Annotated in this window: 20 protein-coding genes and 3 pseudogenes; 7 read left to right on the top strand and 16 right to left on the bottom strand. The window is 60.3% G+C overall.

Features of this window, described 5'->3' with window-relative positions:
- Window positions 1-513 (top strand): annotated as a pseudogene (locus HWN72_RS27925) (tyrosine-type recombinase/integrase); the annotation flags it as partial.
- Window positions 510-1067: pseudogene (locus HWN72_RS27920) on the top strand (tyrosine-type recombinase/integrase); the annotation flags it as partial. The pseudogenes HWN72_RS27925 and HWN72_RS27920, both read left to right, overlap by 4 nt.
- Here the strand turns inward: HWN72_RS27920 and HWN72_RS27915 are convergent.
- The 14 genes and pseudogenes from HWN72_RS27915 to HWN72_RS27850 all read right to left on the bottom strand — a co-directional run bounded on the left by HWN72_RS27915 (window position 977) and on the right by HWN72_RS27850 (window position 14620).
- On the bottom strand, window positions 977-1810 hold the full coding sequence (locus HWN72_RS27915; protein ID WP_248006406.1) for an IS1634 family transposase: 834 nt from the start codon (window positions 1808-1810) through the stop codon (window positions 977-979). The pseudogene HWN72_RS27920 and the gene HWN72_RS27915 overlap by 91 nt on opposite strands.
- A 345-nt stretch (window positions 1811-2155) precedes the next feature.
- A pseudogene (locus tag HWN72_RS27910) lies at window positions 2156-2320 on the bottom strand (IS66 family transposase); the annotation flags it as partial.
- Window positions 2293-2907 (bottom strand): transposase family protein, encoded by a 615-nt coding sequence (locus HWN72_RS32110; protein ID WP_211151999.1) that lies wholly within the window; start codon window positions 2905-2907, stop codon window positions 2293-2295. The gene HWN72_RS32110 and the pseudogene HWN72_RS27910, both read right to left, overlap by 28 nt.
- A gap of 532 nt (window positions 2908-3439) precedes the next feature.
- Window positions 3440-4090, bottom strand: a complete 651-nt coding sequence (locus HWN72_RS27900) for a TetR/AcrR family transcriptional regulator (protein ID WP_211151998.1) — start codon at window positions 4088-4090, stop codon at window positions 3440-3442.
- A gap of 208 nt (window positions 4091-4298) precedes the next feature.
- Window positions 4299-4835 (bottom strand): cupin domain-containing protein, encoded by a 537-nt coding sequence (locus HWN72_RS27895; protein WP_211151997.1) that lies wholly within the window; start codon window positions 4833-4835, stop codon window positions 4299-4301.
- A complete protein-coding gene (locus tag HWN72_RS27890; protein WP_211151996.1) occupies window positions 4832-5758 on the bottom strand; it encodes an NAD-dependent epimerase/dehydratase family protein in 927 nt (308 codons plus the stop codon). The genes HWN72_RS27895 and HWN72_RS27890 overlap by 4 nt, the downstream gene beginning before the upstream one ends.
- 3 nt (window positions 5759-5761) lie before the next feature.
- Window positions 5762-6739, bottom strand: coding sequence for a fumarylacetoacetate hydrolase family protein (locus HWN72_RS27885; protein WP_211151995.1), 978 nt, complete (start codon window positions 6737-6739; stop codon window positions 5762-5764).
- 7 nt (window positions 6740-6746) lie between these two features.
- Window positions 6747-7526 (bottom strand): cyclase family protein, encoded by a 780-nt coding sequence (locus tag HWN72_RS27880; protein WP_211151994.1) that lies wholly within the window; start codon window positions 7524-7526, stop codon window positions 6747-6749.
- Between the two features lie 16 nt (window positions 7527-7542).
- Window positions 7543-8013 carry a hypothetical protein gene (locus HWN72_RS27875; RefSeq protein ID WP_211151993.1) on the bottom strand — a complete coding sequence of 157 codons (471 nt, stop codon included), beginning with the start codon at window positions 8011-8013 and terminating at the stop codon, window positions 7543-7545.
- A complete protein-coding gene (locus HWN72_RS27870) occupies window positions 8010-9167 on the bottom strand; it encodes a S9 family peptidase (protein ID WP_211151992.1) in 1158 nt (385 codons plus the stop codon). Before HWN72_RS27870 ends, HWN72_RS27875 begins: the two co-directional genes overlap by 4 nt.
- Window positions 9168-9170: 3 nt before the next feature.
- Window positions 9171-10073: a VOC family protein gene (locus HWN72_RS27865; protein ID WP_211151991.1), complete on the bottom strand. Its 903-nt coding sequence runs from the start codon at window positions 10071-10073 to the stop codon at window positions 9171-9173.
- 21 nt (window positions 10074-10094) lie between these two features.
- Complete coding sequence (locus HWN72_RS27860) at window positions 10095-11210, bottom strand: FAD-dependent oxidoreductase (RefSeq protein ID WP_211151990.1); 1116 nt, start codon at window positions 11208-11210, stop codon at window positions 10095-10097.
- Window positions 11211-11225: 15 nt separating this feature from the next.
- A complete protein-coding gene (locus HWN72_RS27855) occupies window positions 11226-12221 on the bottom strand; it encodes an MBL fold metallo-hydrolase (RefSeq protein WP_211151989.1) in 996 nt (331 codons plus the stop codon).
- A complete protein-coding gene (locus tag HWN72_RS27850) occupies window positions 12221-14620 on the bottom strand; it encodes a TonB-dependent receptor (protein WP_211151988.1) in 2400 nt (799 codons plus the stop codon). Before HWN72_RS27850 ends, HWN72_RS27855 begins: the two co-directional genes overlap by 1 nt.
- A 113-nt stretch (window positions 14621-14733) precedes the next feature.
- Here HWN72_RS27850 and HWN72_RS27845 point away from each other — a divergent pair, with 113 nt between their 5' ends.
- Entirely contained in the window at window positions 14734-15633 is a 900-nt protein-coding gene (locus HWN72_RS27845) for a LysR family transcriptional regulator (RefSeq protein WP_211151987.1), read from the top strand.
- A gap of 22 nt (window positions 15634-15655) precedes the next feature.
- Here HWN72_RS27845 and HWN72_RS27840 read toward each other — a convergent pair whose 3' ends face one another.
- Window positions 15656-16348, bottom strand: a complete 693-nt coding sequence (locus HWN72_RS27840; RefSeq protein ID WP_289357707.1) for a TetR/AcrR family transcriptional regulator — start codon at window positions 16346-16348, stop codon at window positions 15656-15658.
- 118 nt (window positions 16349-16466) lie between these two features.
- Here HWN72_RS27840 and HWN72_RS27835 point away from each other — a divergent pair, with 118 nt between their 5' ends.
- The 3 genes from HWN72_RS27835 (at window position 16467) to HWN72_RS27825 (ending at window position 23237) form a co-directional block, all read left to right on the top strand.
- A complete protein-coding gene (locus HWN72_RS27835; protein ID WP_211151986.1) occupies window positions 16467-18785 on the top strand; it encodes a TonB-dependent receptor in 2319 nt (772 codons plus the stop codon).
- Window positions 18786-18796: 11 nt separating this feature from the next.
- On the top strand, window positions 18797-20107 hold the full coding sequence (locus tag HWN72_RS27830; protein ID WP_289357706.1) for a glycoside hydrolase family 1 protein: 1311 nt from the start codon (window positions 18797-18799) through the stop codon (window positions 20105-20107).
- Between the two features lie 271 nt (window positions 20108-20378).
- Entirely contained in the window at window positions 20379-23237 is a 2859-nt protein-coding gene (locus HWN72_RS27825) for a family 78 glycoside hydrolase catalytic domain (RefSeq protein WP_309141597.1), read from the top strand.
- A 36-nt stretch (window positions 23238-23273) separates the two neighbouring features.
- Here the strand turns inward: HWN72_RS27825 and HWN72_RS27820 are convergent, their stop codons facing one another.
- Window positions 23274-24323: an aromatic ring-hydroxylating dioxygenase subunit alpha gene (locus HWN72_RS27820; protein ID WP_211151984.1), complete on the bottom strand. Its 1050-nt coding sequence runs from the start codon at window positions 24321-24323 to the stop codon at window positions 23274-23276.
- A gap of 100 nt (window positions 24324-24423) precedes the next feature.
- On the opposite strand from HWN72_RS27820, the gene HWN72_RS27815 reads away from it, so the two are divergent.
- Window positions 24424-25350: a LysR family transcriptional regulator gene (locus HWN72_RS27815; RefSeq protein WP_211151983.1), complete on the top strand. Its 927-nt coding sequence runs from the start codon at window positions 24424-24426 to the stop codon at window positions 25348-25350.
- Window positions 25351-25613 lie beyond the last annotated feature (263 nt).

Genomic DNA, 25613 nt, shown 5'->3' with positions numbered 1-25613 from the left:
CTAGATCTTGGTGATGTCGACCTGCACGCGGGTAGTATTACCATCCGGCAGACCAAGTTCTTCAAGACCCGCATTTTGCCGCTACCGGGCAGCGTTGTAGTCGAGCTTCGGGCCTACATCGATGCGCGTCGGCGTGCCGGTGGATCACACGACGCGCGGTCGGGTCTGTTCTGGCACGAGCGAGGCGACGGCCATTACACTCCGGAAATGATCACCTGGTTGCTCTCCGACGTCATACGCCGCGCCGGGTTGAAACCATTGCGAGGAAAAGCAGGCCCGCGCGTGCATGACCTGCCCCACTCGATGGTCGTGAACAGAATCCTCGAATGGTACCGAACGGGCATCAATCCGCAGGAGCGCTTGCCGTTCCTTGCGACTCACCTCGGCCATCGGGATATCAACTCCACGCTGGTCTACATTACGGTCACGCAGGAGTTGCTGCACCTCGCCAACGAGCGGTTCCGCACGATGGGCGCACAATGCCTCAGCCTGGGGCGGGAGGCGCAGCCATGAGCAAAGCCGACCCGTTCCCGAAACTGTTGCGCGCGTTCTTCTACGAATGGCTGGTCGAGCAGCGCAACGCGTCCATCCATACGGTTCGCTCATACCGTGACACCTGGCGGCTGTTGCTGCGGTTCGTCGCACAGCGTGCAGGAAAGAAGGTGGTGGTGATCACGCTGGCCGATCTGACCGCCAGCGCCGTCATTGCGTTCCTCAGCCACGCCGAACATGAACGCGGCGGCACAATCGGCACGCGCAACTGTCGGCTTGCCGCGATCCGCAGCTTCTTCCACTTCGTGGCCACCAAGGATCCCGCATCGATCGCCCAATGCGTCGAAATCCTCCATATCCCGATCAAGCGTGCTCCCGTGTCGGAGCCGAGCTATCTGGATCCGGCGGAAGTGACGGCGATCCTCGCTCAGCCAGACCGTTCGACCGTTGAGGGTGCGCGCGACCATGCGCTGTTCTCGTTCCTCTACAACAGCGGCGCACGGATACAGGAAGCGCTCGATCTATGCCCCGAGGCGATCCGGTTCGAAAGCCCGAACTGCGTGCGTCTGACCGGGCTGCTGGTGCGCTCGCGCGCACCCAGGATGTATTCCATCCCCAACTCTTCCAGGGCGGCGATCGTATCGGCGCTGATCATGCCGCGATCGGCCACAACGCACGAGCGGGTTATGCCGAAGCGGGTGCGTAGGCGCGTGACGATGGGCATGAGTACCTTCACGTCGGCGGTGTTGCCCGGGACCATCTCGGTGCAGATCGGACGCCCCTGGGCGTCGATCACGACGGCCAGGATCATCTGGGCAAGCTCGGGCCGGTGGTCCTTGGAATGACCACGCCGACCCAGCGTGTCGCCGCCGGCACCGTAGAATGAGAGCGAGGTTGTATCCATGAACACCAGGCTCAGATCAGTGAACAGGTCACGCCGGCGATCGAACAGCTTTTCCTCGATCACGTCCTTCACACAGCGGGGTGCCAGCGCGCCCTCAGCCTTTTCCTCGATCTCTTCGCCCAGCCAGGCCATGGCGCGATAGAAGTGATGGAGGGCGAGATCCTGGCTGCCGTCGATGGCGTAGCTCTCCATCCAGTCCAGGCAGGCTCGGTCCGAGCCGGAGACAAACAGGCGGTGCAGTGCGGCGACGAATACGGCGCGTTCCACGGCAAAGCCGAACTGACGGCCTTCTAGCACCTCTTCCAATACAGCATCGATGCCAAGCCGCTGCCACAGGCGCCCGAACAGCAGCGGACCGCCGATCCGGCGGGCGTGGACCTGTGCGGGATTGGCTTCAATGGCATTGAGAACCATGGCCCGCTCGCTGAAGCGTCCGATTGATGCCAACAGCCGATCGAGGTCACCTGCCGCCAGTACCGCTTCCTTGCGGCCGAGATTGCGAATGATCCGCTGCTTTGCGCGGCCATTCTCACGCACGTTCTCTACCAGATAGAGGTAGGTATAGCCGTTTACGGTTTTCTCACGCACGAACATGAGAAGATTATCACCTTAGAAAATGCTCGAACGTCAAGGAATATCGCCATTTCTTTACAATTATTTAGCACCACACATTTTTCAGCCGCGTAGGCCCAGCACCAAAATTCAATGACTTACCAGACAAAGTTCGCCGTTCGTTCCTATGGCGCTGTTCAAGTCGGGCTTGGAAGGCGGCACATGCGAGTTCTTCGACGTCTTGCGTGGTTTGCCGACCAGTTCCTCCAGTTCGGAAATCCGGGCAGCCATACGCTCGATCATATCGTGTTGCGCGAGCAGAAGTTCGTTCTTCTCGGCTTCGCTCAGGACATGAAGGGGTGGTGGCGGCATGCACAGGGTGAATCAGGCATTGCCAGACCGCGCAACCTCTTTTTGCCACCCCCCTGAGCAATTACGCCGTAGCTGTGGCCGCGGCGCCAGGCGAAGTCATCGATGCCGACCACCCGCGCGGGCGGCGGCAGTTCGGCGGCAAGATCACCACGCCGTAGGACACGCAGCATCGTGTCGCGCGACCACGGCATCGCTAGTCGCGCCATCATCCGCGCCTCGGGCCGACCGCCTAGCGCCACCGCTACTGCCCGTACCAAGGCGTCGCAGCGGCCCACCCTGCGGCCATATCGACGGCCAACCGGCGGAGCCAATGGTTCGCTGAACGTGCGTCGTTGGCGAGACGTGTGCGTGCAGCGAAACCGACGGACCGACAGCCGAAGCCGAACCGTGCTGCCGCTGACCGGCAAATCCGAGAGCGTGCGGTCGTATCGACTGTGAAAGGACGTCGATGGGTTAGCGCAGTCCGGGCAGATCGCTCCAGCAGACGCCAAGCGGCCCGAAACCTCGACAGTTCCGTCCACGACAGCCCTGCTCTCCACAATCAAACCGGGTAGCGTCAGGCTGCTGTCCCACGCTTTCACGACCATTCACCCATACTCCTCGCTTTCCGTGAGCTGGAGTTCGCGGCTACCCTTCGAATTTGTCAAATCTGCACGGAATTTGAGTCAGACCCCCGTTTGCACGCCGATTGACAGCGAGGCCTCGCCAAAGCCGCCGCCCAAGTCCACTTCACTGCCATCGCCTACAATCTCAAGCGCACCCTGAACATTCTCACCATCGAGGCATGAAAAAGTTCCCTGCCACGCCCGGCGGCGTGTCCGTCCCACGGACCAGCGCTGAATAGGCCGGAAACTCAATGCTTTTCAGCACCCTACCACACCCGCGCACAGGTCTCATAAGCGCGGTCGCCGTGACACTCATTTCGAGCCGAATTGCTCGGTCAGCCACGTGCTCAACTATTACCGCGCGGTCGGCAAACTTGCCGCCTATCTTGATCGACAGGACTGCGGGAGCCGAAGATAGGCCCACGTGAGTTCAAAACTCCGGCGTTCGACCAAGCTCGTGTTGGACAGATTGCAACACAACGGCAATTACAATCCTGCAACTGCATCGGCGTTGCTACTTTTGATTAATTTCTATTTCTGAAGCAGAAAGGAAAAATTCAACGGACGAATTAGCTACCTCCTTTATTATATAGATGTCGACATCTTCAATGATTTTCATCAGTAACAGCTGCTGCAACCCAACGAAACAATGACCGATTAAAAAAAGAGCTAGCTTCAACGGTTCATCTTCGCGAAGAGTTCCTTGATCCATCAGGATCTTAAGGTATCGCGCCAGAAGCTTGTTTGTTTCCATGGGTCCGCGTTCATAAAAAATCCTTCCAATTTCAGGGAAGCGTCCGGCTTCGCCAATTACAACACGTTGAAGGGCGATGGCTTGCGGAGACGTTGCCTTGAGCAAAAATTGCTCGCAAAAGTGCACGAGAGTTGTCTTTGGGTCATCCTGCCGATCAAGAATTGTCACGAGTTCGGCGCGAAACTCCTTCGTCGCTCGATCGATCGCGGCGGCAAACAATTCCTCCTTCGATGAGAAGTATGCCCATAGCGTTGCCTTGGAACCGCCCATTTCACCCGCTATTGCTGACATACTCGTCCTAGCATAACCGTGTTTGAGGAAGGCTGCGACGGCAATGTCGAGAATCCACGTGCGCCGGACGTTTCGGCTTTGCTCGCGCCGACTTCCAACTTCAAGTGTTGGCGCCGTCATTACGTCTCACCTGGGTCATTTGACATTTCGTATCGTATCACGAACAACACCATTCATGCGAATTGCCTTGCGCACCGTGCCGGCAGGAGATGACACCACCGACCACTCCAACCTCAGTTATCGCGAGCCACAGTCACGAGGCTTGATACTTCTCCCACGATACTGCGGACAAGCCCCTCTCTTCGGGGCTTATATTGAACGGACACCCTCATACGCCGTTTGCCGCTTGCACGTCCTCCGGTTTGAGCTCAGCCAAGACCGCATCGCCGTACCTGTAGGGAGCGGCTTCGATCAGAACAAAAATGATCCGACAAACGCTCTGCGTCGTATTTCGCCAAAGGTGGTTTGTTCCTCGCTGCACGATGACACCGCCCCGCCCCACCTTTTTCTTCAGGCCATCTTCAAGTTCCAGTTCGATCTCGCCTTCCAGAACGATCCCGTAGTCAATGGAATTGGTCCGGTGCATTGGGCTTGCTTTCCCGGGATACATATCCACAATCCGAATTACGGATCCGCCTTCAAGAGTCAGACCCGTTGCACGAGTACCCCCATCAGTTTCGTCGTTGTTGTCGGCAGGCACCGTTGCCGTTGTCCAGATCGTACGGAACGCCGCATCGCCGGAAGGAATCCCCTCGGTGGTAAGCAAGTCGTCCGAGCGGAAGACGGAATTGCCATGCTTATCGTGGCCGGTAACAACGCGCTGAATTGGCGGGTAGCCACCATCGCCCTGATCGACTGCTATCATTGCGACTTTCCTCCATCGTGATTTTCGAAATTTGTTCGCAGACCTGCAAAGGCCGCATGCACCAGGCGGCTTACGTTACCGTCATGCGAAAAGCCCAAGCGCTTAGCGCATGGTGTTTTCAGAAGTGGCAGCTGACCAAATGCGGCCTCCATTTCCGGATCGGGTGCGTATCGAACAAGATCCTGCTCTGCACCTGCGTGATCACATATGGCGGCAACAAGCTCCGCGATCGATACTCGCAATGCCGGTAGGGTTATGCTGCCCACTGCATCAACTTGCAGGGCATGTGCCAGATTGTCAGCAAGACGTAAGGCAGACATGACCCACACCGTGGCACCTCGGGTCACTGGCACAACCGACTGCTGCCGAGCCATCAAGCCGCTGAAAAGATCGCTCATGAAGGCCGATTTGAGCCCGGACGAACCTGGAGCCCGAGCAACGACGCCCGGAACGCGTAGCGCTAACCCGCTGATAGCGCCACGTCGTGTCATCGTAGCTATCCATTCCTCCGCCATCGCCTTATGCGCTCCATACACCATCGTTGGTGCCACCGGCGTGCGATCATCGACAATCCGGGGAAGCGCCGTGCCGAACACTGCGATGCTGCTTGCAAAGACGAAACGGGGGATTGTGCCGCTACACGCAGCCGCATTTACGAGCGCCATCGTGGCATCGATGTTGACTCGTTTGGCCAGCTCCGGGTCCTGCTCCGCAGCTCCGCCGGGCACCGATGCCAGATGGACAACGGCATCACAGCTTTCCGCAAACAGGTGTGCCAACAAGCTGGGGTCGGTAAGGTCTCCCTCGACACCGGCCATTCCTCCGAGCCGAACATCGGTTGCAAGAACATCGCAGGCGCCTTGCAAGCGCCTTACCAGAGCGCTTCCTACAAAGCCCGCGGCTCCCGTGACGATTACGCGCATCCATCAACGCTCCAACGGCGACTTTGCCAAGCCGATCCGTTGCTCCATAGCGCCAAAAGGTGCGGCGCCGGCCTTCGTCCTGCCTTCCATCCGAACGACATCGCCAAAGCTCAAAAACGGTGTTGACGGATTGCCGTTCCGGATGATCTCGATCGCGCGCACTTCCGAAATGCAGGTCGATCCGACGAGTGCGTAGTCGTCGTTGGAAACGGTTCCCGATCCGATCACGGTGCCGGCGACCAGGTCCCGGGTCCGGGCTGCATGCGCGACGAGTTCGTGGAAGCCGACATCCATGGCGGCACCATTCGGGTGACCGAACGGCCGTCCATTGACCGCGACGCCCAACTCCATGCAGACGCGCCCATCCGCCCAAGCATCACCCAAGGCATCGGGGGTGACGGCGAACGGCGCCGCAGAACATGCCGGCTTTGCCTGTATCCAACCAAAACCCGTCTTCATCTCCGCCGGGGCAATGGCGCGCAGCGACCAGTCGTTGATCTGCATGATGAGCCTGATGTGCCGCATCGCTTGTTTCGGCGTCACGCCCATCGGAACCGCATCGACGATGACCGCGAATTCTCCTTCGAAGTCTATGCCGTCTGCTTCACTCGGAAACGGGACCAGATCGCGCGGTCCGTGGAACCGATCGGACATGCCCTGGTACATCAGTGGGCGATCCGTCTCGATGGGCGGCAGACCGAAAGCGACCTGCATGAGCCGCCCATGCGTGCCGAAGGCGGAGCCATCTAGCCATTGCCAGGTCCTGGGCATCGGTGCGCGCAGGCTGTCAATTGAAAGAGCCCTCCCTTCGCCCTCCTGCAGGCGATCAGCCAACGCGCGCAGTTCGGGCTCGTATCCTTCCCAGTCGGCGATCGCCGAAAGCAGATTGGGCGCTGATGGCGCGAGGAATCGCGCTCCGTCGGCGGAAACCACCAGCAACCGTCCGTCGGGCGTGCCGTTCTCCTGTGTGGCCAGACGCATGGGCCGCTTACTCCTCAATGATCGCGACTGCGCGCGTCCATCCGGCGGATGCTCCCTCGATCTTGTGCGGGAAGCAACTTACGGTAAAGCCGTGCGGTGGCAGGGCCTCCAAGTTGTGTAGCTTTTCCAGGTGGCAGTAGCCGATGTCGCGGCCCGCCTTGTGGCCTTCCCAGATTAGGGACGTATCGCCAGTTTCCTTCACTTTCTGAGCCGTGTAGACGAAGGGCGCATCCCACGACCAGGCATCGGTTCCGGTCACGCGCACGCCTCGTGTCGTCAGGTACATTGTGGCCTCGTATCCCATGCCGCAGCCGACATTTACGAAGTCTGGTTGCCCCAGTGCCTTGCCCGCCGCAGTGTTGACCAGCACGATATCGAGTGGACGCAAGTTGTGTCCGATCCGCGCCAGTTCGTCTTCGACATCTTGGGCCGTCACGACGTAGCCATCCGGGAAATGGCGAAAGTCCAGCTTGACCCCCGATTGAAAGCACCATTCCAAGGGCACTTCATCGATCGTAATGGCGCGCTCTCCGCCATCCATGGTCGGATGATAATGATAGGGCGCGTCGAGGTGTGTCCCATTGTGGGTGGTGAGCGTTACCCACTCGGCAGCAGCGAAGCCTTCCCCCCCCGGGGTCTGGTCGCCAGTTACTCCGGGAAAGAAGTGCTGGAGGTCCTTGACCGTTTCGTGATGAGTTTCGTAGGTAATTTTCGGGCGCAGGAACGGCGGATCGCTCACAACGTCGTTGCACAGGGTGATCGATAGGTCGACGAAGCGGCGTGTCATGGACGTTCCTTGTGTGTTATGCAGATTGCGCCAGCGTTGAGCGAAGGCCGATGGGGGTTACGATCGCGGCGAGAAGTGCGCCGAGCGCGACCTTGATGCTCGCGGCCGCCCAAGCAGGAAGGGTTTCTGGGCCTGCGCACCGCATCGTAAGAGCGACGACCCCAGTGCACACGAACGCCGACACCAGAGCCAGCAACAAGCCACGCAATGCGAGGTTGCGCGGCAACGGCGATTGCTTGCCAAGTGGAAGGATGGATCCCGCCCGCAGGCGCCTCGCCGCGAGTAATCCGGGCACGAGCGTACCCATCAATGCGATCATGAAACCTTGGGGCAGGAAATCCAGTACCCACTGCCCTGCCCCCCAGACGTTGACTGGATTCCTGCCACCGAAGACCAGCACGTAGAACAGCAGCGAAATAGCCGCATTGATAGCCACGCTTATCCGCGTCTCGCGGCGGATATAGGTTTCGGTCGCAAGCTGGCTCACGACGCCCTGCCGCCCAGCGTCTCTGCGAACCAGTCGGATATGAGATCGCGGCCATAGGCGATATTGTCCGCCCCGACGTGCTCGACTCCTCCTTCCCGATCGGTGAAGATCATCTTTTCACGGCGTGGCGAATTGACGAGCTGGTCGTAAAGGTCGTCCGCGTAAGCGGGGCTGATCTGGCGGTCGTTGGCGCCGTGCGTAACAAGGAAAGGCACCTTGATACGGTCCATGTGACCATTGAGGTTCATTTCGGTGGATTTTTCGAGGAAATCGTCCTGCCCATCGGCGCCAAAAGCCCAATGGACGTGTGCCCAGTAATGCGGCACCGGGTTCTCGCCCTCTCGGGCCATGCGCTTATCCTGCACTTCGCGCCAATTGTGGTTCGCGCCCCAGACAGCACCGCTGGCAAAGCGCGGTTCATAAGCGACGGCGCGGGGGGCGAAGTGGCCTCCCAACGAGATCCCTGTCATGCCGATCGCCTTCGGATCGACCTCAGGCTGTACCTCCAGCCAATCGACAGCCCTGCTTGCCCAGTTCTCGCTGAGCGGATCAACCGGCAGGCCCTGTAGACGCAGCGCCTCGCCAGAGCCTGGCTGGTCGACACAAAGGGTTGAAATGCCCCGGCGCGCGAGTTCATCGGGCAGCCGGGTCCAGTAGAGGAGTTCCTTGCAGCTATCGAGGCCGTTGCAGAATACGACCACAGGCTTGCGCCCGTCCCCCGAAGCACGCGTGAAGATTGCAGGCATCGTGCCCTTGAAGAGCGGGATTTCCACACGCTCCCGGTTCAACTTGCCCAGGACGGTCGATCTGTCGAACGTGCTGCGCGCCCTGGCGTAAGTCGCCTCGCGTCCCGGCGCGCCGTGACCCTGCATGCGCTCTGCGGTAATGAGGTACAGTGCGGCCCGTTCCATCTTGTTCGATGCTGAGAACAGTCGTCCTTTTGCTTCGTCCTCAGCGGCAAGTTCGAGTAGCTTGTCGCCCATTGCTGCCCAGGCTTTCATGAACTGGGGCGTACCTGCATCCGCGCCACCTTCGGCCGCATCCCGGATCGGCTTGCACATATCGATGATCTCACCGAGCTGCGCCCCCGATTCCATCGCGATCGAAACCGAGAGGTTCCAGATATAATTCGGGAAGTATTCGAAGAGTGCCATCGGTCAGAACTCCGCCGGTTGGAAAAGTTTCGCATCGGGCGCGGGATGGGGCATCGTCTGCGGCCCGCCGGTACCGATCCCCCATTGATCCATCACCATCGGCGCAGGGACGTGAACCTTGTATTCATGCGTCTCGAAATCGACGTCCTCCAGCTCGGACGTATATTCGACCGCGAACCCGCCGGGCGTGGTGAAGTAGCTGAAGGTATTGTTGCCCGCCGTATGGCGCCCTGGGCCCCAGCGAATGTCAGTCCCGTGCTGTTTGAGGCGATGCGCGCCCCGGAACATGTCATCGACGGTCAGCATGTCATACGCCACGTGGTTGAGGCATGCGGGCCCCGGCAGGATCGCGACGCGGTGATGGGCTGCGTTGCAGCGCAGGAAGCACATGAAATCACCCAACCAGTCACTGACCTTGAAGCCGAGCACCTCAGTGAAGAACCTGACCATTGCCTGGTGATCGGGCGAGTGTAGGACGATGTGGCTGATCTTGACCGGCATGCCTTCCCAGCGGGCCATCGCACGGCTGGAAGAACGCTCGACTTCGGCGGAAATCTCGAACGGAAGCCCATCGGCGGAAAAGAACCTAAAGCCGTAGCCGCCGCCGGGGGCGTCGAGGTCGCGGGGTGCAGAAATGATGCGGCAGCCAGCTGCTGCAACCTTGTCGTGGAGGTCGTCGACGTCCGCCTTGGTTTCGGCTGCGAGTGCAATCACTTCAACATGATTTGCGTCCGAACGATGTAAGCGAACCACATGATGTTCGTCGTGGCCATGGGTCTTGAACCACGCCTTTCCATCATCCGCGGATACTTCGACAAGGCCCCAGTCGTCGGCATAAAATGCACGCTCAGCGTCGAAGTCCTTGACGCCATATCCGACATAGCGGATTTCGGTCACTCGGCTCATGGATCGTGTTCCTTGAAGGTTTCAGATAGGTTGTGAGATGACCGCGAACATTTCTGCGGTGGCCTTATGATTATCGACCGGAGGGCCAGCTCCAATTTGCCCGCGGCAAATGTCGAGCGACTTCTCCACGATGTAGCGACAGCGCTCATAGCGGCGCGCGTGATAGGCCGCGAAGGCGTCCTGCGGTGTGTTGCAACTGCAGATCTCCTCGGCCAGCACCACCGCGTCCTCGATGGCCATGCCCGCACCCTGCCCCAGGTGAGGGGTCGTGGCGTGCACCGCATCGCCGAGAAGGACGATCCGCCCGACATGCCAAGGGCCATGGACCATCATGCCTTCGAGCGGCCGATAGACGACGCCTTCGTCCTGCGTGATCTGATCTGCAAGCTCACGAATGCGAGGCGCCGTGTTCGCCAGCTTCTCGCGCATGACCCCGGCGATGCCTTCGCGGGGATAGCGCGGATTGCCGGGCTCGGGCGTCGTCGCATAGATGTACATCACGGTGGGCGACATCGGCACCACGCCGACACCGATGGGCCCGTTGTAGACGTGAAGTGCATCCAACCCTTCCTGCCGCGGTAAATTGTAACGCCACACCGCCTGGCCCGTGAACACCGGCGCTCCGGAATCGGGCAATATCACCGCACGGGTCTGCGAATAAACGCCGTCCGCTCCAATCACGACATCAAAGCGGGCCTGTGTGCCATCGGAAAGGCGCACATCGACGCCCGTGCCATCATCGTTTAAATCCTCCGCTGTCACTCCAAGCCGGATCTCAGCGCCAAGGCCCTTCGCGCTGTCAGCAAGGACCTTCTGCAGGGCGCGCCGACCGATTCCGACGTTTGCCGGCCGGCCCGGCACCAGCGACGGGGTTGGCAGCCGCGCGACGCGTGTGCCGTCCGGCATGAATATCTCGACGGCGTCGAAGCCGCTTGCAGCATCCAGAAAGGCATCGAGCACGCCCAGCTGGTCCATAGCTCGCACTACGTTCGACTGCTGGATAATCCCTACCCCGTATACCGACCAGTCAGGATCACGTTCGATCACCGTAACCCTATGGCCGCCGCGGCACATGGCGATCGCGACCGAAAGGCCGCCGATACCGCCGCCAATCACTAGAATGTTCAGGTCCTTCATGGCTCTATCATCCCGTCAGAATGTATCGAGATCAGCGGCGACGACCACGCCGCCGGCAAAGGGGACGCCAATTTGCTCGACGTATCCCAGCAGGTCGCCCGCACTGGCCGAGGGCGCGACAACATGGGTGACAACCACGGCCTTTACATGGGCCCGGGCGGCCAGCTGCCCCACCTGTTCGCTTGTGAGGTGATGCCTGGTCAGATGCTCGCGCAGCCCGGACATGGCCGCTTCAGACATGTCGGGCGTGTTGCGCCGGACGTTGGCTATTGTCCCCGGCACGTCGATCATTTCGGATATCAGGAGATCGGCATCGCGGGCCAGGCTTTCCACGGCTGGACTGGGGCCGGTATCACCTGTGTACACGATGCTTCGGCCCGGTGCATCGAAACGGAAGGCGAAAGACTGGAAGCGCCGTTCCGCCGCGCTTCCCGGAGCAAAGGAGTAATGCGTGTTGCGAACAGCCCTCGCTACGACGCGGCCGAGCGCGAAAGTCGAGCGGTCGTCCAGTTCCGTCACCTCAACCGTGCTGGCCGGATCGAAGGACGGCTCTCCCGGCATCCCATAGCCGGCCTCGACAGCCGGCCTCATCGAGGCGAGCAGTCCATCCACGAAACGCTTGGTCCCGGGCGGGCCATAGATTGCCAGCCTTTGCGTGACGTTGGTCTGGAATCGCAAGCCAAGTACGGCCGCAAGCCCCGCAGTATGGTCGAAATGCAGATGGCTGAGCACGACAGCCCGGACCTGCGGCAGCCGCAATCCCGCCTTGGCCAATTGCTCGATTGCGCCGTCACCGCAGTCGACGAGATAGGCGTCGTCGCCCAAAAGCAGAAGGTTAGCTGGCTGGCTACGCTCGGACGAGGCGATCGGTCCGCCCATCGTACCCAAGGTAATCCACCGCAGGCCCGTGCCAGGCGATTTCTCACCCGAAACGGGCTGAGCGGCCACCGATGTTTGCGAAGCTGCCAGCATCAGCAGGCTGACAAGCACCCTGGTCACTGCGCTGTGCATCAGAACTTCACTCCGGCGCGCACACCGTACGTGCGCGGCGGCGAGGTAACCATGGTCACCGCGTTGGCGGCATTGTAAGTTAGCCCAGCACTCGGCACGCGGTTGTTCTCGATATTGCGCACAAAGGCGCCGATCGACCATTCCTCGCCGTCGGGCGAGAAGGTGATGTTGGCGTTGCTCACCCAGGTGTCCTCGACCCGTTGCTGCGGGAGGTACTGGAAAGCGACGTAGCGGCTCGTTCGATACTGTGTGTCGGCGGCCAGCACGAGCTTGTAGTCGCCGATCTCCACTGTCTGCTGAAGGCCCAGATTGAGCGTCCATTTGGGCGATTGATAAGCCTGATTGCCCGAGCAGTTGATGTCATACTGGCCTGCGAGCGTGGCACTCGCTGTATAAGGGCAGCCGGTCAGCGGCGGTGTCGCGCCGATCGGCTCGCGATAGATGAAATCCTTGAACTGGGCGTCAAGGTACTGGACCTGCGCGCTGAGCAATGTGGTCGGCGTTGCAAGAAATTGGGCTTCGACTTCGAAACCCTTGTTCGTCGAACGTCCCGCGTTTTCCGTGAACTGGCCCTGGTTGCCTGCGGCGTCCACGCCGGTGTGGTTGATCTGCTGATCGCGATATTTCCATATGAACGCTTCGATGTTCAGCTGGACGCGGTTATCGAAGAAGCGGTTCTTTATGCCCGCAGTGTAGGCCGTGATGTACTCGGGATCGAAGGTCTCGTATCCTGCGGAAAGCGAGAATCCACCCGAGCGATAGCCGGTTTCAATGCTGGCATAGAGCAAAGAGCGGGGGCCCAAGTCGAACTCCATCCCGCCGCGCCATGTCAGCTTGGAACGCGCGAGATCAGAACTGACCGGAGTGACCGCGCGGATGAGGATAGCCCCGCTGGCACCGATCGGCGTCACCGCGCCCGGCGGCGGAACGACAAACGGCGGCTGCAACTCGGTGTAACTGTCGCCCACGGGCAGGAGCGGTGTGGTCGGACAGCTTGGCCTGAAATTCACGGTTTGGGTGCAACGTACGAGCAGCACGTCCGCTCGGCCGTCGAACTGCTTTTCGTCGCGGGTCCAGCGCAGTCCACCGATCAGCCGCAAGCGGTCGCTCAAGTTGGCAGTCAGCCGTCCGAACACGGCGTAGGAACGGGTATCGGATTGAAATTCCTGATAGGCATTCAATGCCTGCTGCGCGAACGTGTAATTGCCGTCCACGTTCTCGTCGAACATGTACGCGCCAAGGATATAATCGAACATGCCGATCCGCTCGCCAGCGAAGCGCGCTTCCAGGCTGAACTGTTCGTCCTTTTCCTGCACGTAACCGATGAACCCGGGAGCCGCGAACTTGTTGTCAAGGTTCGAGTACCGCCATGCAGGCAGGACTGTCAGCGTACCCACTTCGGACCGCCATGTCAGCTCGGCGCTAGCGCCGTAGAAGCTGTTGTCCTGATAGAAATCCGGGTCTAGCGGCGCGGCGGTGCGGCCTGACAATCCGAGAAAGAGCGTCTGGCGATAGGCTTGCGACGCAGGGTCGAGAAGGCCCACCGACGGGCCAAGGCCGGAAGGCAGGAACGTCAGTCCGCCGGTGCCGCTCGGCACATAGCGTCCCTGATAGTAGGAGCCAGGCCCCTTGCCTCCTGTGTGCGAGTAATCGCCCCCCACGCGCAGCGTCAGGTCGGGAGTGAGTTCGGCGAGGTACTGCAGACGAAGAGCACGGGTGCGATCGTCCGAGGTGCCATCGGAGAGATAACCGTCGTGCTGGGTGAGATTGCCGGCAATACGCAGTGCGCCGTTTTCGCCCACCGGCACATTAACCGCTCCCTGCAGGCTCACCGCATCATAGTTGCCATAGCTGACGTCGGCGAAAGCTGCGAATTGCCCCGGTTGCGGTCTTGCCGGTAGAACATTGATCGCACCGCCTGTGGCGTTGCGGCCGTACAGCGTGCCTTGTGGGCCCTTGAGGACCTCGATACGGTCAAGGTCGTAGAACATCCCGGAAGTTGATGTTGGCCTGCCAAGGTAGACCCCATCGTAGTTGAACGCGATCGCGGGATCACTATAGCCATTTACGGTGAAATTGCCGACGCCGCGCAGGAAGAACACTGCGTTGGCCCCGCCGTTCTGCTGCACGGTCAGAGCGGGAACGAGCTTACCGATGTCGGAGGAACTGGTGATGCCGGCTCGTGACAGTTCGTCACCTCCTACCACATCGATCGCAAGGCCGGCGCGCTGGGCACTTTCAACTTTGCGCTGGGCTGTAACGACGATTTCTTCCAGCCCCGAGGCAGTTTCTCCGGCAGGAGCCTGGCCAATCGGCTCCACGGCCGTTTGCTGTGCCTGCGCGCTCCCGCCCGCAAGAACCGCGGCCAATGCACTGCCAATAAACCACGTTGAACGCATGTCTCTCTCCCTCGTCGCTTCTTCGAGCTTCCGAGAACGGGATGCGTCACATCTTGCCAACGAGCAAATTTTTTGTTTTTGTGACTTATCACAAACAGAATTGATACCTAGATATGCGACTCGATAAGTTCGACCTCAATCTGCTGATCGCCCTTGAACTTCTGCTTGAAGAACAGAATGTCACGCGGGCAGCGCAGCGGCTCAACCTCACGCAATCAGCGATGAGCGCCGCCTTGGCCCGGCTGCGGTTGGCACTGAACGACGATCTGCTCGTGCCGCACGGCCGGCGCATGGTAGCAACCCCGCACGCCCTCGCGCTCGGACCGATGGTCTCCGAAGCTATCAGCACACTTCGGGTACTTATTTCGGGTGCCACCGCGTTCGATCCGGCAACGTCGGACCGTCGCTTTGACATTGCCGCTTCGGATTACATCGCAACCGTATTGTTGAGCCCGTTGTTACCGCAGCTCAAACACGAGGCCCCGCATGTCGAGATCAACATGATGCTGCCTACACACGATACCGAAACGCTACTTGAGGACGGCAAGCTCGATTTCCAACTCACCCCGGAGCAATTCCTAAGCCAGGAACATCCCAGCGAACTCCTGTTCGAGGAACGGCACGTCGTAGTGGGCTGCGCGTCGAACACCGTGTTTCGTGGCGAGATGACGGATGACGCGTTTCATTCGTGCGGCCATGTTGCGGTCCGGATCGGCGGCGTACCCACTTTCGTCGAGCGCCATATGCGGCAGCATGAAGATCGTCGGCGGATAGAAGTGACGAGCCCGTCGTTCTCGCTTGTCCCTTGGTTGCTGCCCGGAACGCGCCTGCTCGCGTTGATGCATGAGCGCTTGGCACGCGCCTATGCCCCCTTGCTGGGCTTGGAGATCCGCGACGCGCCTTTTGCAATGCCGATCATGCGCGAGATGATTCAGTACCATACTGCTCGCGCCACCGACGCCGGCATGATCTGGTTCAGGCAACGCCTGCTGACGGCAGCGCGCGCTTATTAAACTATGCCATGAGGAACTGCCCTCAGGCATCCTTGGCGTGCGCCACCTTTGCGAGCGCCTGCATGGTCCCGTCCGGCGCCGCGAGCTTTAGAAGCCCCGCCAGCAGGTCAACGGCGGTGTCATTCTCGGCGCGATGCGGTAGATAGCGTTCCGCGATAGAAAGCCCGCGCACGGACCAGACCATAAGGCGCATTACTGACCGTGCGAGCGCTTCGTCCCCCCCGAACGCGCCGCGCATGACGTCGAGAGCAGCGCGTTCAACTTCTTCCTGCATCGGAACGACGAATTCCGCGAGTTCTAGGTCGCTGCGGGTCGCTTGAAGAATTTCAAGAACTGCCAGCCCGCTCGGCCGGGCGAGAACCTTCCATAATAAACGGGGCCAGTCGTAAAGCTGGTCACCGACTCCGGTAGATCTGCGAACCTGTTCGTACTCGGCCATCTCGCTGTCGAAGACATGACGCACCACATCGGCCATAAGCGCTGCGCGGGTCCCGAACTGGTGCAGCAGTGCACCGCGAGAAACTCCCGCATGGTCAGCGATCGAGGAAGTGTTGGCGCCGGTATATCCTAGTTCGTAGATTGCCGAGATAGCGCCTTCGATCAGAGCAAGGCGGGTTTGTGCGGTCCGTTGCTCCTGAGTTCGCCTTATTCTGTTTTCTGACATGCTCACTTTACCGACATTGAGTCGAGGCCCGAATGCCCCGTCGAAACCCACTGGTAGTCACCTCATCAATCACGTTCAACAACTAACATTCATGCTTGACCGAATGTTAGTTGGAGACGTAGTTGCTGCACCTGACACCGGTCTATCGGTGCAAGGGAGGGACTGCTTTATGACCAAGGCCATTCTGTTTCTCGGCGCGAGTTTGTTCGCAATGGCCGAGCCAGCGCTTGCCCAGAATGCTTCGGAGGAAGACTCCATCCCTGAGATCGTCGTAAGCGCGCAGCGCCGAACCGAGCGCCTTCAGGACGTGCCGGTCAGCGTGACCGCACTCGGCGCTGACACGTTGCGTTCGCGTAACGTCAACGACCTTTCGCAAGTCGCACTTGCCGCGCCGAGCCTGCAGGTCGGCAACGACAACACGTTCGCCGTCCGCGGTGTGGGCACCCAGGCCTTCGCGACTACGATCGACTCCAGTGTCGCGACTTCGCTCGACGATGTGAACCTGGGCCGACCCTTTCTCGCGCAGGGACTGTTCAACGATGTGGAGCGTGTGGAGGTGCTGAACGGGCCGCAGGGCCTGCTGTTCGGCAAGAATGCTTCAGCCGGCCTCCTTAACGTCGTATCCACGCGTCCTAAGCTCGGCGTGTTCGGGATCGACACCAATGCCGAGCTCAGCAACCGCGAGACGCCGGGCAGCGATACCGACTCCTGGTCGATGATCGCGCGCGGGACCGTCAACGTGCCCATAGGCGATGATGGCGCGCTTCGCGTAACGGGCATCTACTCCTACGAAGAGCCATCGACGACGTTTGTCGGCCGCCGCGATGTGCGCAACGATGCGGATCGCGAGCAGTATGGTGTCCGGGCAAAGTACCTCCAGCAGCTCACGCCCTCGCTCGAACTTTACGTCATCGGCGAATACGCTGAGTCGCACGGCGTTGCGGGGATTTATGATCGCACCTACCGGCAGCTTGGCGCAGGTAGTGTCAACGTGGGCCCGCTTGCCGCCTCTGGCATCACACCCGGCGACAAGAATTTCACGTACGCAGGTGATGGCGGTTTCTGGCGCGACCTGAAGCTGGGCGGAGCCCAGGCATCGCTGTCCTGGACGAGTCCCGGCGGCGTGGTGGTGAGCAACATCGCGGCATGGAAGTTTTACAACTTCGATTCGCAGCTGGACGTGGACTTCACCAACAGTAATGGTGCGAACATCAACCGTTCACATGCCGACTACGACCAGTTCTCAAATGAGCTGCGCGTGGCGTTGCCATCGGAAAACCGGCTCTCAGGTCAGGCAGGACTGTACTACTTTCATTCGACGATCAAACAGGAAGGCCAGATCGCCGGTAACAACTACCTCCCCGGCTTTCTGCTACCCGCCTTTCCATTCTGCGTGGGCGCCGTCGCCGTACCGGGTGCAAGCCCGCCAGCTTGCTCCACCAGCAACAATTTCTTCCTCGGGCGCGACAACGCCTATAGCATGAAAACGGACAGCTACGCCGCATTCGGCCAGCTGACCTTTTCGCTGACTGACGCCTTCAAGGTCTTCGCAGGCGGGCGCGTCACGCGCGACGAGATCGCAATCGACCTCGTCCAGATCCAGGATGCCTACTTCGTTCCGCTCGGTGTCCCCGGCAGCTTTGCGCAATCCTATGGTCATACGGATTTCAGCTGGCGCGTCGGTGGTCAATACCAGGTTACGCCCGATGCGATGCTCTATGGATCCTATGGACGCGGGTACAAGGGGCCGGGCTTTAATGACACTGCCGCAACAACCGATGCGAACCTTCTCGTTCGTTCTGAAAAGTCGAATACGGCCGAGATCGGCCTGAAGACCAGCTGGTTCAATCGCAGGCTGATCTTCAACGTTTCCGCCTTCCACACCAAGTTCAACAACTATCAGACCCAGTCGCTGGATACCGCGCTCCAGGCCTTCGTGGTCCAGAACGCGGCCTCGGTTACGAGCAAGGGCGTCGAGGTCACCGTGGGCGCCACTCCGCTGCACGGGCTTTCGATCAATGGTTCCGCCACGTTCCTCGACTCCAAATTCGGAGATTTCGCAGGCGCCGAATGCTACCCAGGGCAGACCGGCTGCACTGGCGGTTCGTTCAATGCACGAGGCCTGCGCACGCCAACGGCTCCGAAGTTCGCGTCCTCACTCCAGGCGATGTACGAAATGGATACCGGAGGAGCAGCGCACCCGTTCATCGAGGCGAATTGGTACCACCGCACGGCGATCAACTATCTCATAAACCGAGCGCCGGGCGCGCGCGTACCAACCACGGACCTGATCGGGGCAAGCGCTGGCGTCCGTCTCGACAACGGCATCCGTATAGCGATCTTCTGCAAGAACTGCACCAATGAATACAACCCGAACTTCATTGGGCTTGACGCCGGCGACGCTTCGCAGGGCGTGGCCAGTTACCAGCAGCAGTTCGGTTTCGATTCTGCCCGAACGATCGGCGCAAACGTGCAGTTCCGGTTCTGAAAGGAGACTGTGTGGTCAATTCTCTCAACCGTCGCAGCATCCTCAAGGCAGCGGGAGCCGGGTTGATGATGGCGAGCGCGTCACCGTTACTGGCTGCCTCACCCCGGCGCTTGCGATCGGACTTCCTGTGGGGTGCCGCAACAGCAGGCCATCAGGTCGAAGGCGGCAACGTCAATTCCGACAGCTGGGTCAGCGAACATCTGCGCCCAAGCGCCTTCGCCGAACCTTCCGGTGACGCCTGTGATAGCTGGAACAGGTGGCGCGAGGACATTGACTTGGTGAAGCGAATGGGCCTGAACACCTATCGCTTTGGCATCGAATGGGCTCGAATTGAGCCCGAGCAGGGTGAATATTCTCTGGCGGCCCTCGCCCACTATCGTGCGATGATCGATTATTGCGCCGACCTGGGAATACATCCATTCATAACCTATTCGCACTTCACCGTGCCCCGATGGTTTGCGGGCATTGGCGGCTGGGAAGATGCGGCCAATACAGACCATTTTCTCCGCTTCTGCGAAAGGGCCGCGCGCGCACTCGGCCCTGGCTATGCTCACGCACTGACGTTCAATGAACCCAACCTCGCGGCACAACTCTCCTGGCAGCCCGAATTTCGCAAGAGCATGCCGTTCTTCATCTTGGGCGACAAGGCAGCCGCGCGCATGATCGGATCGGACCGCTTCTCGGCGACCCTGACGGCCAACACTGCCAGGACAGTGCCCAACCAGATCATTGCGCACCACCGCGCCACCGAAGCGATCAAGTCGGTTCGTTCCGACTTGCAGGTGGGCCTCAGTCTTTCGATGGCGGATGAACAGGCTGCACCCGGTGCAAGCGCACTGAAAGACAAGATCAACCAGGTCTACGCGCCATGGTTCGAAGCTGTCTCCAAGGACGACTTCATCGGCGTACAGACCTATGGCCGGGCCGTCGTCGGCGTAGATGCCGACATCCCGCCCGAACCGGGGGTGGAGCAGACGCTCACTCAGATGGAATTCTACCCCGAAGCACTGGAAGCCACCGTAAAGTGGGCTGCTCGTGCCACCGGGCGCCCGGTCATCGTCACCGAAAACGGCGTCGCGGTCACCGATGACACGCGCCGCATCGCTTATATAGATCGGGCTCTCGCCGGGCTAGGTCGCGCTATCGAGTCGGGAGTGGACGTACGTGGCTACATCCACTGGTCGCTTTTGGACAACTTCGAGTGGAACCGCGCATATACGGCGCCATTCGGCCTGGTAGCCGTGGACCGCACGTCCTTCGCGCGGACTATTAAGCCGAGCGGTCCGCATCTTGGAGCTTACGCGCGCCGGAACCGCATATAGGTGGCATCGCATATCCGCCACGTCGATCGACGAACCGGAACAAGGGAGAGGCACAGTGCCAGACGTAAATCGGCGCTCATTCATCATCGGCGCCGGGGTTCTAGGGGCCGGTGCGAGTAGTTCCCTGCAAGCCGCAGCCCGCCCTATCGGCGCGGCGACTGATCTGCGGGTCGCGGGCCGCACTGCACCGATTGGGATTGGCGACTTGCAGCCCACATTGTCCTGGCGTGTGGGAGGCCCCGCCACGACACGGCAATCCGGCTTTCGCATCGTGGTCGCCTCCAGCCCTCGTGCGCTTGCCTCGGGACGCGCCGACCTGTGGGACAGCGGCCACCTCAAGGGAGGCTCGGTTGCGGTACGATACGATGGTGCCCCTCTGAAAGCAGGGAAAGCCTACCATTGGAAGGTCCAGATCTTCGACGAAAATGGTACGAGCGCATGGAGCAGCCCATCGAGCTGGGAAACCGGCCTGCTGGACCCCTCCGACTGGACCGGTAAATGGATAGCGGTGGAATCTGCGGATGAGCGCACCGATCGCCTCGCCTCGCCCGTCTGGGTCGAAGGGTCGTCGCCTTCCCCCGAACATCCGCGCTCGTTCCGACTGCCCTTTCGCAGCACTGGCGGCGAAGGCATGTTCACCATCGTCGCGGACGGCGCCATCTCTTCACTCGCGCTCGACGGCAAGCCGCTCGACCTTCCACACCGCGACCCGAACGCCTTCGGCGGGGCGCCTGCCGCGCGCATAAAGTTTCCGGCGCCAGCAGGCGAGCATGTCCTGGCTGTCGATATTGCCCCCATTGCCGGCTTCTTCATAAAGCCTGCCGTAGCCGTCGCAGCGCAGTTGCGACTTGACGAAGCGACAGGGGTACGCCGGATTACGACCGGGTGGCAAACTCGCCTGGGAACCGAGAGCCTCTGGAGCGAGGCCCTTCCCGCTGCTTTCCAGCCGGTGTTCCCTTGGCCTCCCGCGCCAGGACGACTTTTGCGGCGTACGTTCGTCGAAACCGGCAATGCCATTCGCGCCCGGCTTCATGTCGCGGCGCTTGGTGGCTATCGCTTATGGCTCAACGGCGTTCGCATTGGCGACGATGAACTGCAATCGGAGCCGGCGGACTACAGCCGGCGCATCCCGTGCCGCACCTATGATGTTACGGCTTTGGTGCGCGATGGCGAGAATGTGCTCGGCGCTCTCGTGGGTGACGGCTTCTTCGCGAGCTATCAGGCGCCTGAGGGCCGTTATGCCTACGGTGCTGCTCCGCGCCGAATTCGGCTAGTGCTTGAAATCGAGGCGGCAGACGGGCAGGCCCATCGGATCGTCACCGATCCTGAATGGCGGCACACGGATTCGCCGCTACGCATGTCGGAAATCTATGCAGGGGAAGACCAGGACCTGAGGCTCTGGCCCGAAGGGTGGCTGAGCGCCGGGTTCGATGCTTCGGGATGGGCCCCGGCATGGGAGGCCCCCCTGCCCGAGGCGCCCTGCTCTCCCGCGATAGCCGAACCCGTACGCGTCGTGCGCGAGATGCCGCCGATCGCCGTGCGCCGTATCGGAGACCGGCGTTTCATCGTCGATTTCGGCCAGAATTTTGCTGGCCGTGTGCGGTTGCGCGCGGCTGGCGCAGCCGGGCAGCAGATTACGGTGCGACACGCCGAGGTCCTGGATCCGAAAGGCGAACTCGATCGCAGCAACTTGCGGGCGGCAAGAGCCGAGGATCGGTACATCCTGCGGGGGCGTCCGGGCAGCGAGGACCTGGAGCCGATCCTGACCTATCAGGGCTTCCGCTATGCCGAAATCGAAGGCCTTCCCGATCTCGATGCCGGAGCAGTGACGGGTCTCGTGCTGTCCAGCGCCCTGCACGAAACCGGTACATTGCGCATCGACAACGGACGCCTGCAGAGGCTCTGGCTCAACACCTTGTGGAGCCAGCGGTCAAATTTTGTAGGAGTGCCTACCGACTGTCCCCAGCGCGACGAGCGTCTGGGATGGACAGGGGATGCGCAGGTATTCTGGGACGCAGCCGCCTTCAACATGGACGTGACAGCGTTCACTCGCTCCTATTGTCGCATTTTGCGCGACGTTCAGGGGAAAGACGGTGCCTATCCGCTCTGGGCGCCGAGCCCCTCCGGCCTTGGATGGGGCACGACTAGCGCGACGCCGGGCTGGGCCGACGCTGGCGTCATGCTGCCCTATACTGCCTTTCTGCACAGCGGTGACGCGGCGATCGTCGATGAGAACTGGGAGGCGATGACCGCCTACATCGAGGGCATTCTGGCGAGGAATCCAGACGCCCTGTGGACGAACGGTCGAGGAGCGGATCTCGGCGACTGGCTGGCGCTCGATGCGAAATTCCCGATGGACGAGACCACCCCAAAAGCCTTGATCGCAACAGCGATGCTGGCGAGATCGGCCGAACAGCTCGCCAAGATGGCTGATTGGACGGGGCGTAGTGCCGCGGCCTCCCACTGGCGCGGACAACATGATCGTATCAGACAGGCCTTCCAGAATGCATTTGTGAAGCCGGATGGCAGCGTAGGTAATGGTAGTCAGTGCGGTTATATTATGGCGCTTGGGCTCGGCCTCTTGGACACCGGCCGGCAAAAGGCCGCAGGGCGACGACTCGCAAGCGATATCCGGCGGCGCGGAACCCTGCTTTCGACCGGTTTCCTCGGCACACCGCTCGCGCTCGACGCGCTTGCATCCGTCAACGAAAACGAACTCGTCTGGGACCTGCTGTTACGCCGTGAGTATCCGTCATGGGGGTACATGGTCGATCATGGGGCGACCACGATCTGGGAGCGCTGGAATGGTGACACAGGGGACGTGGCGATGAATTCGTTCAACCACTACGCCTTGGGAGCTGTGGCCGCCTTCCTCTATCGCCGCATTGCCGGCATCGAGCCAGTCGAGCCGGGCTTCGCGCGTTTCAAAGTGGCGATCTTGCCGGATCAACGCGTCGGTTCGGCAGGCGCGAGCGTAAATACCGCGAGGGGTCGGATCGAAACGCACTGGACTTGTACAGCGACGCGGACCGCACTCGATCTAACCGTGCCGACGGGAAGTGTCGCCGAAGTGGAACTTCCCACCGGTAAGACGTCTGCCGGTCCGGGCAGCCACCGTTTCACGTTCTGAAGCGACGCTTTGGACAAAGCGTCGCTTCGTCGCCTTTCAGGTCGCGACCTCGACGCTTCCCCTTGTCTCCTCGCGCAGCAACCGTGCGATGAACTGGCGGGTGTGGCGTCCGCCGACATCGCTCGCAATATCGATCATTGCTCGATCGGGATCCGCAGAGATACGCAGCTGCTGAAGTTCCAGCACCTCTTGATCCTCCCGGAATGTGCGAGCGGTCTGTTCAAAAACTTCGTCGGGTATGTCATCGCGAAGGATATTCGTCGCCATCGACCAGAAGTAGTGGGTCGTGGTGGCGGTTTCCGGCGTAATTCCATGAAATCCTCGCATGGAAAACCCGTGCATTCGTGCGCCATCGTAGGCGCCCGTACCTACGTCGCATGCGCCAGTATGGATGCGAATGATCGTAGGTTCGAACTCGATCTCCTGCCAACGATCGATACGTCCTTTGAAACCCGCTGCATCGACATAAGTCGGTGGAGGTACGGAATCTGGCATGTGGCGTACGACCCGTACACCGTTGGGCAACTTCTCGGAATGTGTTTTGGTCTTAAAGTGCAGTTCGGGGTTCCCGCCTATCGTCTTGGCGTGAATGTAGGGCAAGTGCGAGAGGTCCATGAGGTTGTCCACCAGAAGCTGCCAATTTCCGTTCACGTGGAAATGAGCGCTGCGCCAAGCATAGCTCACATCCTCGTGGATCGGATAATCTGGAATGAGCGCAGTACTGGCCCGTTCTGCATCACCCATCCAGATCCACAGCATCCCTTGTTTCTCGACCAACGGGTAAGACTGAACGCGCGCGCTGTCCGGCACGCGATCCTGAGCAGGGATGCGCGTGCATCGCCCGTCACCGCCGAACTCAAGACCGTGGTACGGGCAACGGATACTTTCACCGTCCACGACGCCTGCGGAGAGCGGCATGGCGCGGTGGGCACAGCGGTCATGAAGCGCAAAAGCGTCACCGCCTTCCGAGCGCCACAGCACGACAGGCTGATCAAGGACGGTCCGCGCGATACGCGAGCCCGGTGCCAAATCGCGACTCCATCCGGCTACGTACCAGATATTTTTGAGAAAAATCACCTCGTCCATATAGCCATCCTCATTTTCCGAAGCACCGCTCTACGATATAGGGCGGCAATCAGCAGGACGGTTTATGTTGATATAGCCAATCAGTTTGATGGATATCCCAATGGATTATCGACGCTTCGATCTCAATCTTCTCGTTGTTCTCGACGCACTTCTGGAAGAACGTGGCGTCAACGCCACTGCCCGACGCCTGGGAATGAGCCAGCCCAACGTGAGCTATGCCCTCAGCAAGCTAAGGCTTCAGTTCAAGGACGAACTGGTGGTCAGAGTAGGCAACAGCATGCAATTGACTGTGGTTGGCGAGACGTTGCGCGAACCACTGCGCTTAATTCTGGCGGGTTTGGAAACTGAAATTCTCGCCGAACGGCACTTCGACCCTGCGACATCGGATAGGCGCTTCGTCATCAGTACATCCGACATTGGCGAATTGGTGTTTCTACCACGGTTGATGGCGGAGCTTTCGTCTCATGCTCCGGGGATCACGCTTCAATCGCGTTCAATTTCCCCGGAAGAATTGCAACAAGCGATGGCGAACGGGTCTGTCGATCTTGCCCTTGGATATTTTCCCGACCTCAACGGCGCCAATTTCCTGACACAAAAGCTGTTCGACCATCCTTTCACGTGCATAGCGAGAGCTGACCATCCGGTTGCTGCCCCCGACTGGTCGCTGGACACATTTTTGTCGCTCGGCCATATTGTAGTTGCTCAACGGGGCCGTAGCCAGGAGCTAATTGAAGAGCGGCTTGCCGACTTGGGTCTTACGCGGCGTGTGCAACTCCAGTCTCCCCACTTTATAAGCGTGCCACTACTCGTTGCGAATTCCGATCTGATCAGCACTCTGCCTGCTGCGGTTGGAGCCATATTCGCAACGATGGCGCGCCTACGCCTCATTGCTCCACCGCTGTGCTCTCCAATGATTAGCATCCAACAGTTCTGGCACCGGCGCGTGCACACCGACCCTGGCAATGCTTGGCTCCGTAAGCTCATCACAAAGCTATTCCGCGGACGCGACCCATCCGCTAAGAGTTAAACTCCTCTCCAGCTACGAAGTAACCCGGCGCTGACGAATGTAAGCGGAAAGGTCGCACCTCTATCCGTCCTGCTGAAGGTTTGAGATGGTCCCGCCTTCTTGGAAATTTTGGCGGCTGATACCAACCTGCATTGATCATGACCCACGCGCCCATTTGCGGCGCCCGATGGTCATGATGCGCCAAGTCTGGTCGACGAGCTTGCTCCAAGCTTCACAGCAGAGGTCGACAATGTTTTCGTAGGATGTGAAGACGCGATTGGAGG

This window comes from Novosphingobium sp. HR1a, from assembly GCF_015594425.1.
Classification (GTDB): domain Bacteria; phylum Pseudomonadota; class Alphaproteobacteria; order Sphingomonadales; family Sphingomonadaceae; genus Novosphingobium; species Novosphingobium resinovorum_A.
Note: the sequence above shows the minus strand (reverse complement) of the source record. Positions and strands in the feature narration are given on the sequence as shown.

Bases quoted from the DNA above. Each gene is read 5' to 3' on its own strand.
- HWN72_RS27915 (WP_248006406.1), bottom strand. From the start codon at position 1,810: ATGGTTCTCAATGCCATTGAAGCCAATCCCGCACAGGTCCACGCCCGC.
- HWN72_RS32110 (WP_211151999.1), bottom strand. From the start codon at position 2,907: ATGGTCGTGAAAGCGTGGGACAGCAGCCTGACGCTACCCGGTTTGATT.
- HWN72_RS27900 (WP_211151998.1), bottom strand. From the start codon at position 4,090: ATGACGGCGCCAACACTTGAAGTTGGAAGTCGGCGCGAGCAAAGCCGA.
- HWN72_RS27895 (WP_211151997.1), bottom strand. From the start codon at position 4,835: ATGATAGCAGTCGATCAGGGCGATGGTGGCTACCCGCCAATTCAGCGC.
- HWN72_RS27890 (WP_211151996.1), bottom strand. From the start codon at position 5,758: ATGCGCGTAATCGTCACGGGAGCCGCGGGCTTTGTAGGAAGCGCTCTG.
- HWN72_RS27885 (WP_211151995.1), bottom strand. From the start codon at position 6,739: ATGCGTCTGGCCACACAGGAGAACGGCACGCCCGACGGACGGTTGCTG.
- HWN72_RS27880 (WP_211151994.1), bottom strand. From the start codon at position 7,526: ATGACACGCCGCTTCGTCGACCTATCGATCACCCTGTGCAACGACGTT.
- HWN72_RS27870 (WP_211151992.1), bottom strand. From the start codon at position 9,167: ATGGCACTCTTCGAATACTTCCCGAATTATATCTGGAACCTCTCGGTT.
- HWN72_RS27865 (WP_211151991.1), bottom strand. From the start codon at position 10,073: ATGAGCCGAGTGACCGAAATCCGCTATGTCGGATATGGCGTCAAGGAC.
- HWN72_RS27860 (WP_211151990.1), bottom strand. From the start codon at position 11,210: ATGAAGGACCTGAACATTCTAGTGATTGGCGGCGGTATCGGCGGCCTT.
- HWN72_RS27855 (WP_211151989.1), bottom strand. From the start codon at position 12,221: ATGCACAGCGCAGTGACCAGGGTGCTTGTCAGCCTGCTGATGCTGGCA.
- HWN72_RS27850 (WP_211151988.1), bottom strand. From the start codon at position 14,620: ATGCGTTCAACGTGGTTTATTGGCAGTGCATTGGCCGCGGTTCTTGCG.
- HWN72_RS27845 (WP_211151987.1), top strand. From the start codon at position 14,734: ATGCGACTCGATAAGTTCGACCTCAATCTGCTGATCGCCCTTGAACTT.
- HWN72_RS27835 (WP_211151986.1), top strand. From the start codon at position 16,467: ATGACCAAGGCCATTCTGTTTCTCGGCGCGAGTTTGTTCGCAATGGCC.
- HWN72_RS27820 (WP_211151984.1), bottom strand. From the start codon at position 24,323: ATGGACGAGGTGATTTTTCTCAAAAATATCTGGTACGTAGCCGGATGG.
- HWN72_RS27815 (WP_211151983.1), top strand. From the start codon at position 24,424: ATGGATTATCGACGCTTCGATCTCAATCTTCTCGTTGTTCTCGACGCA.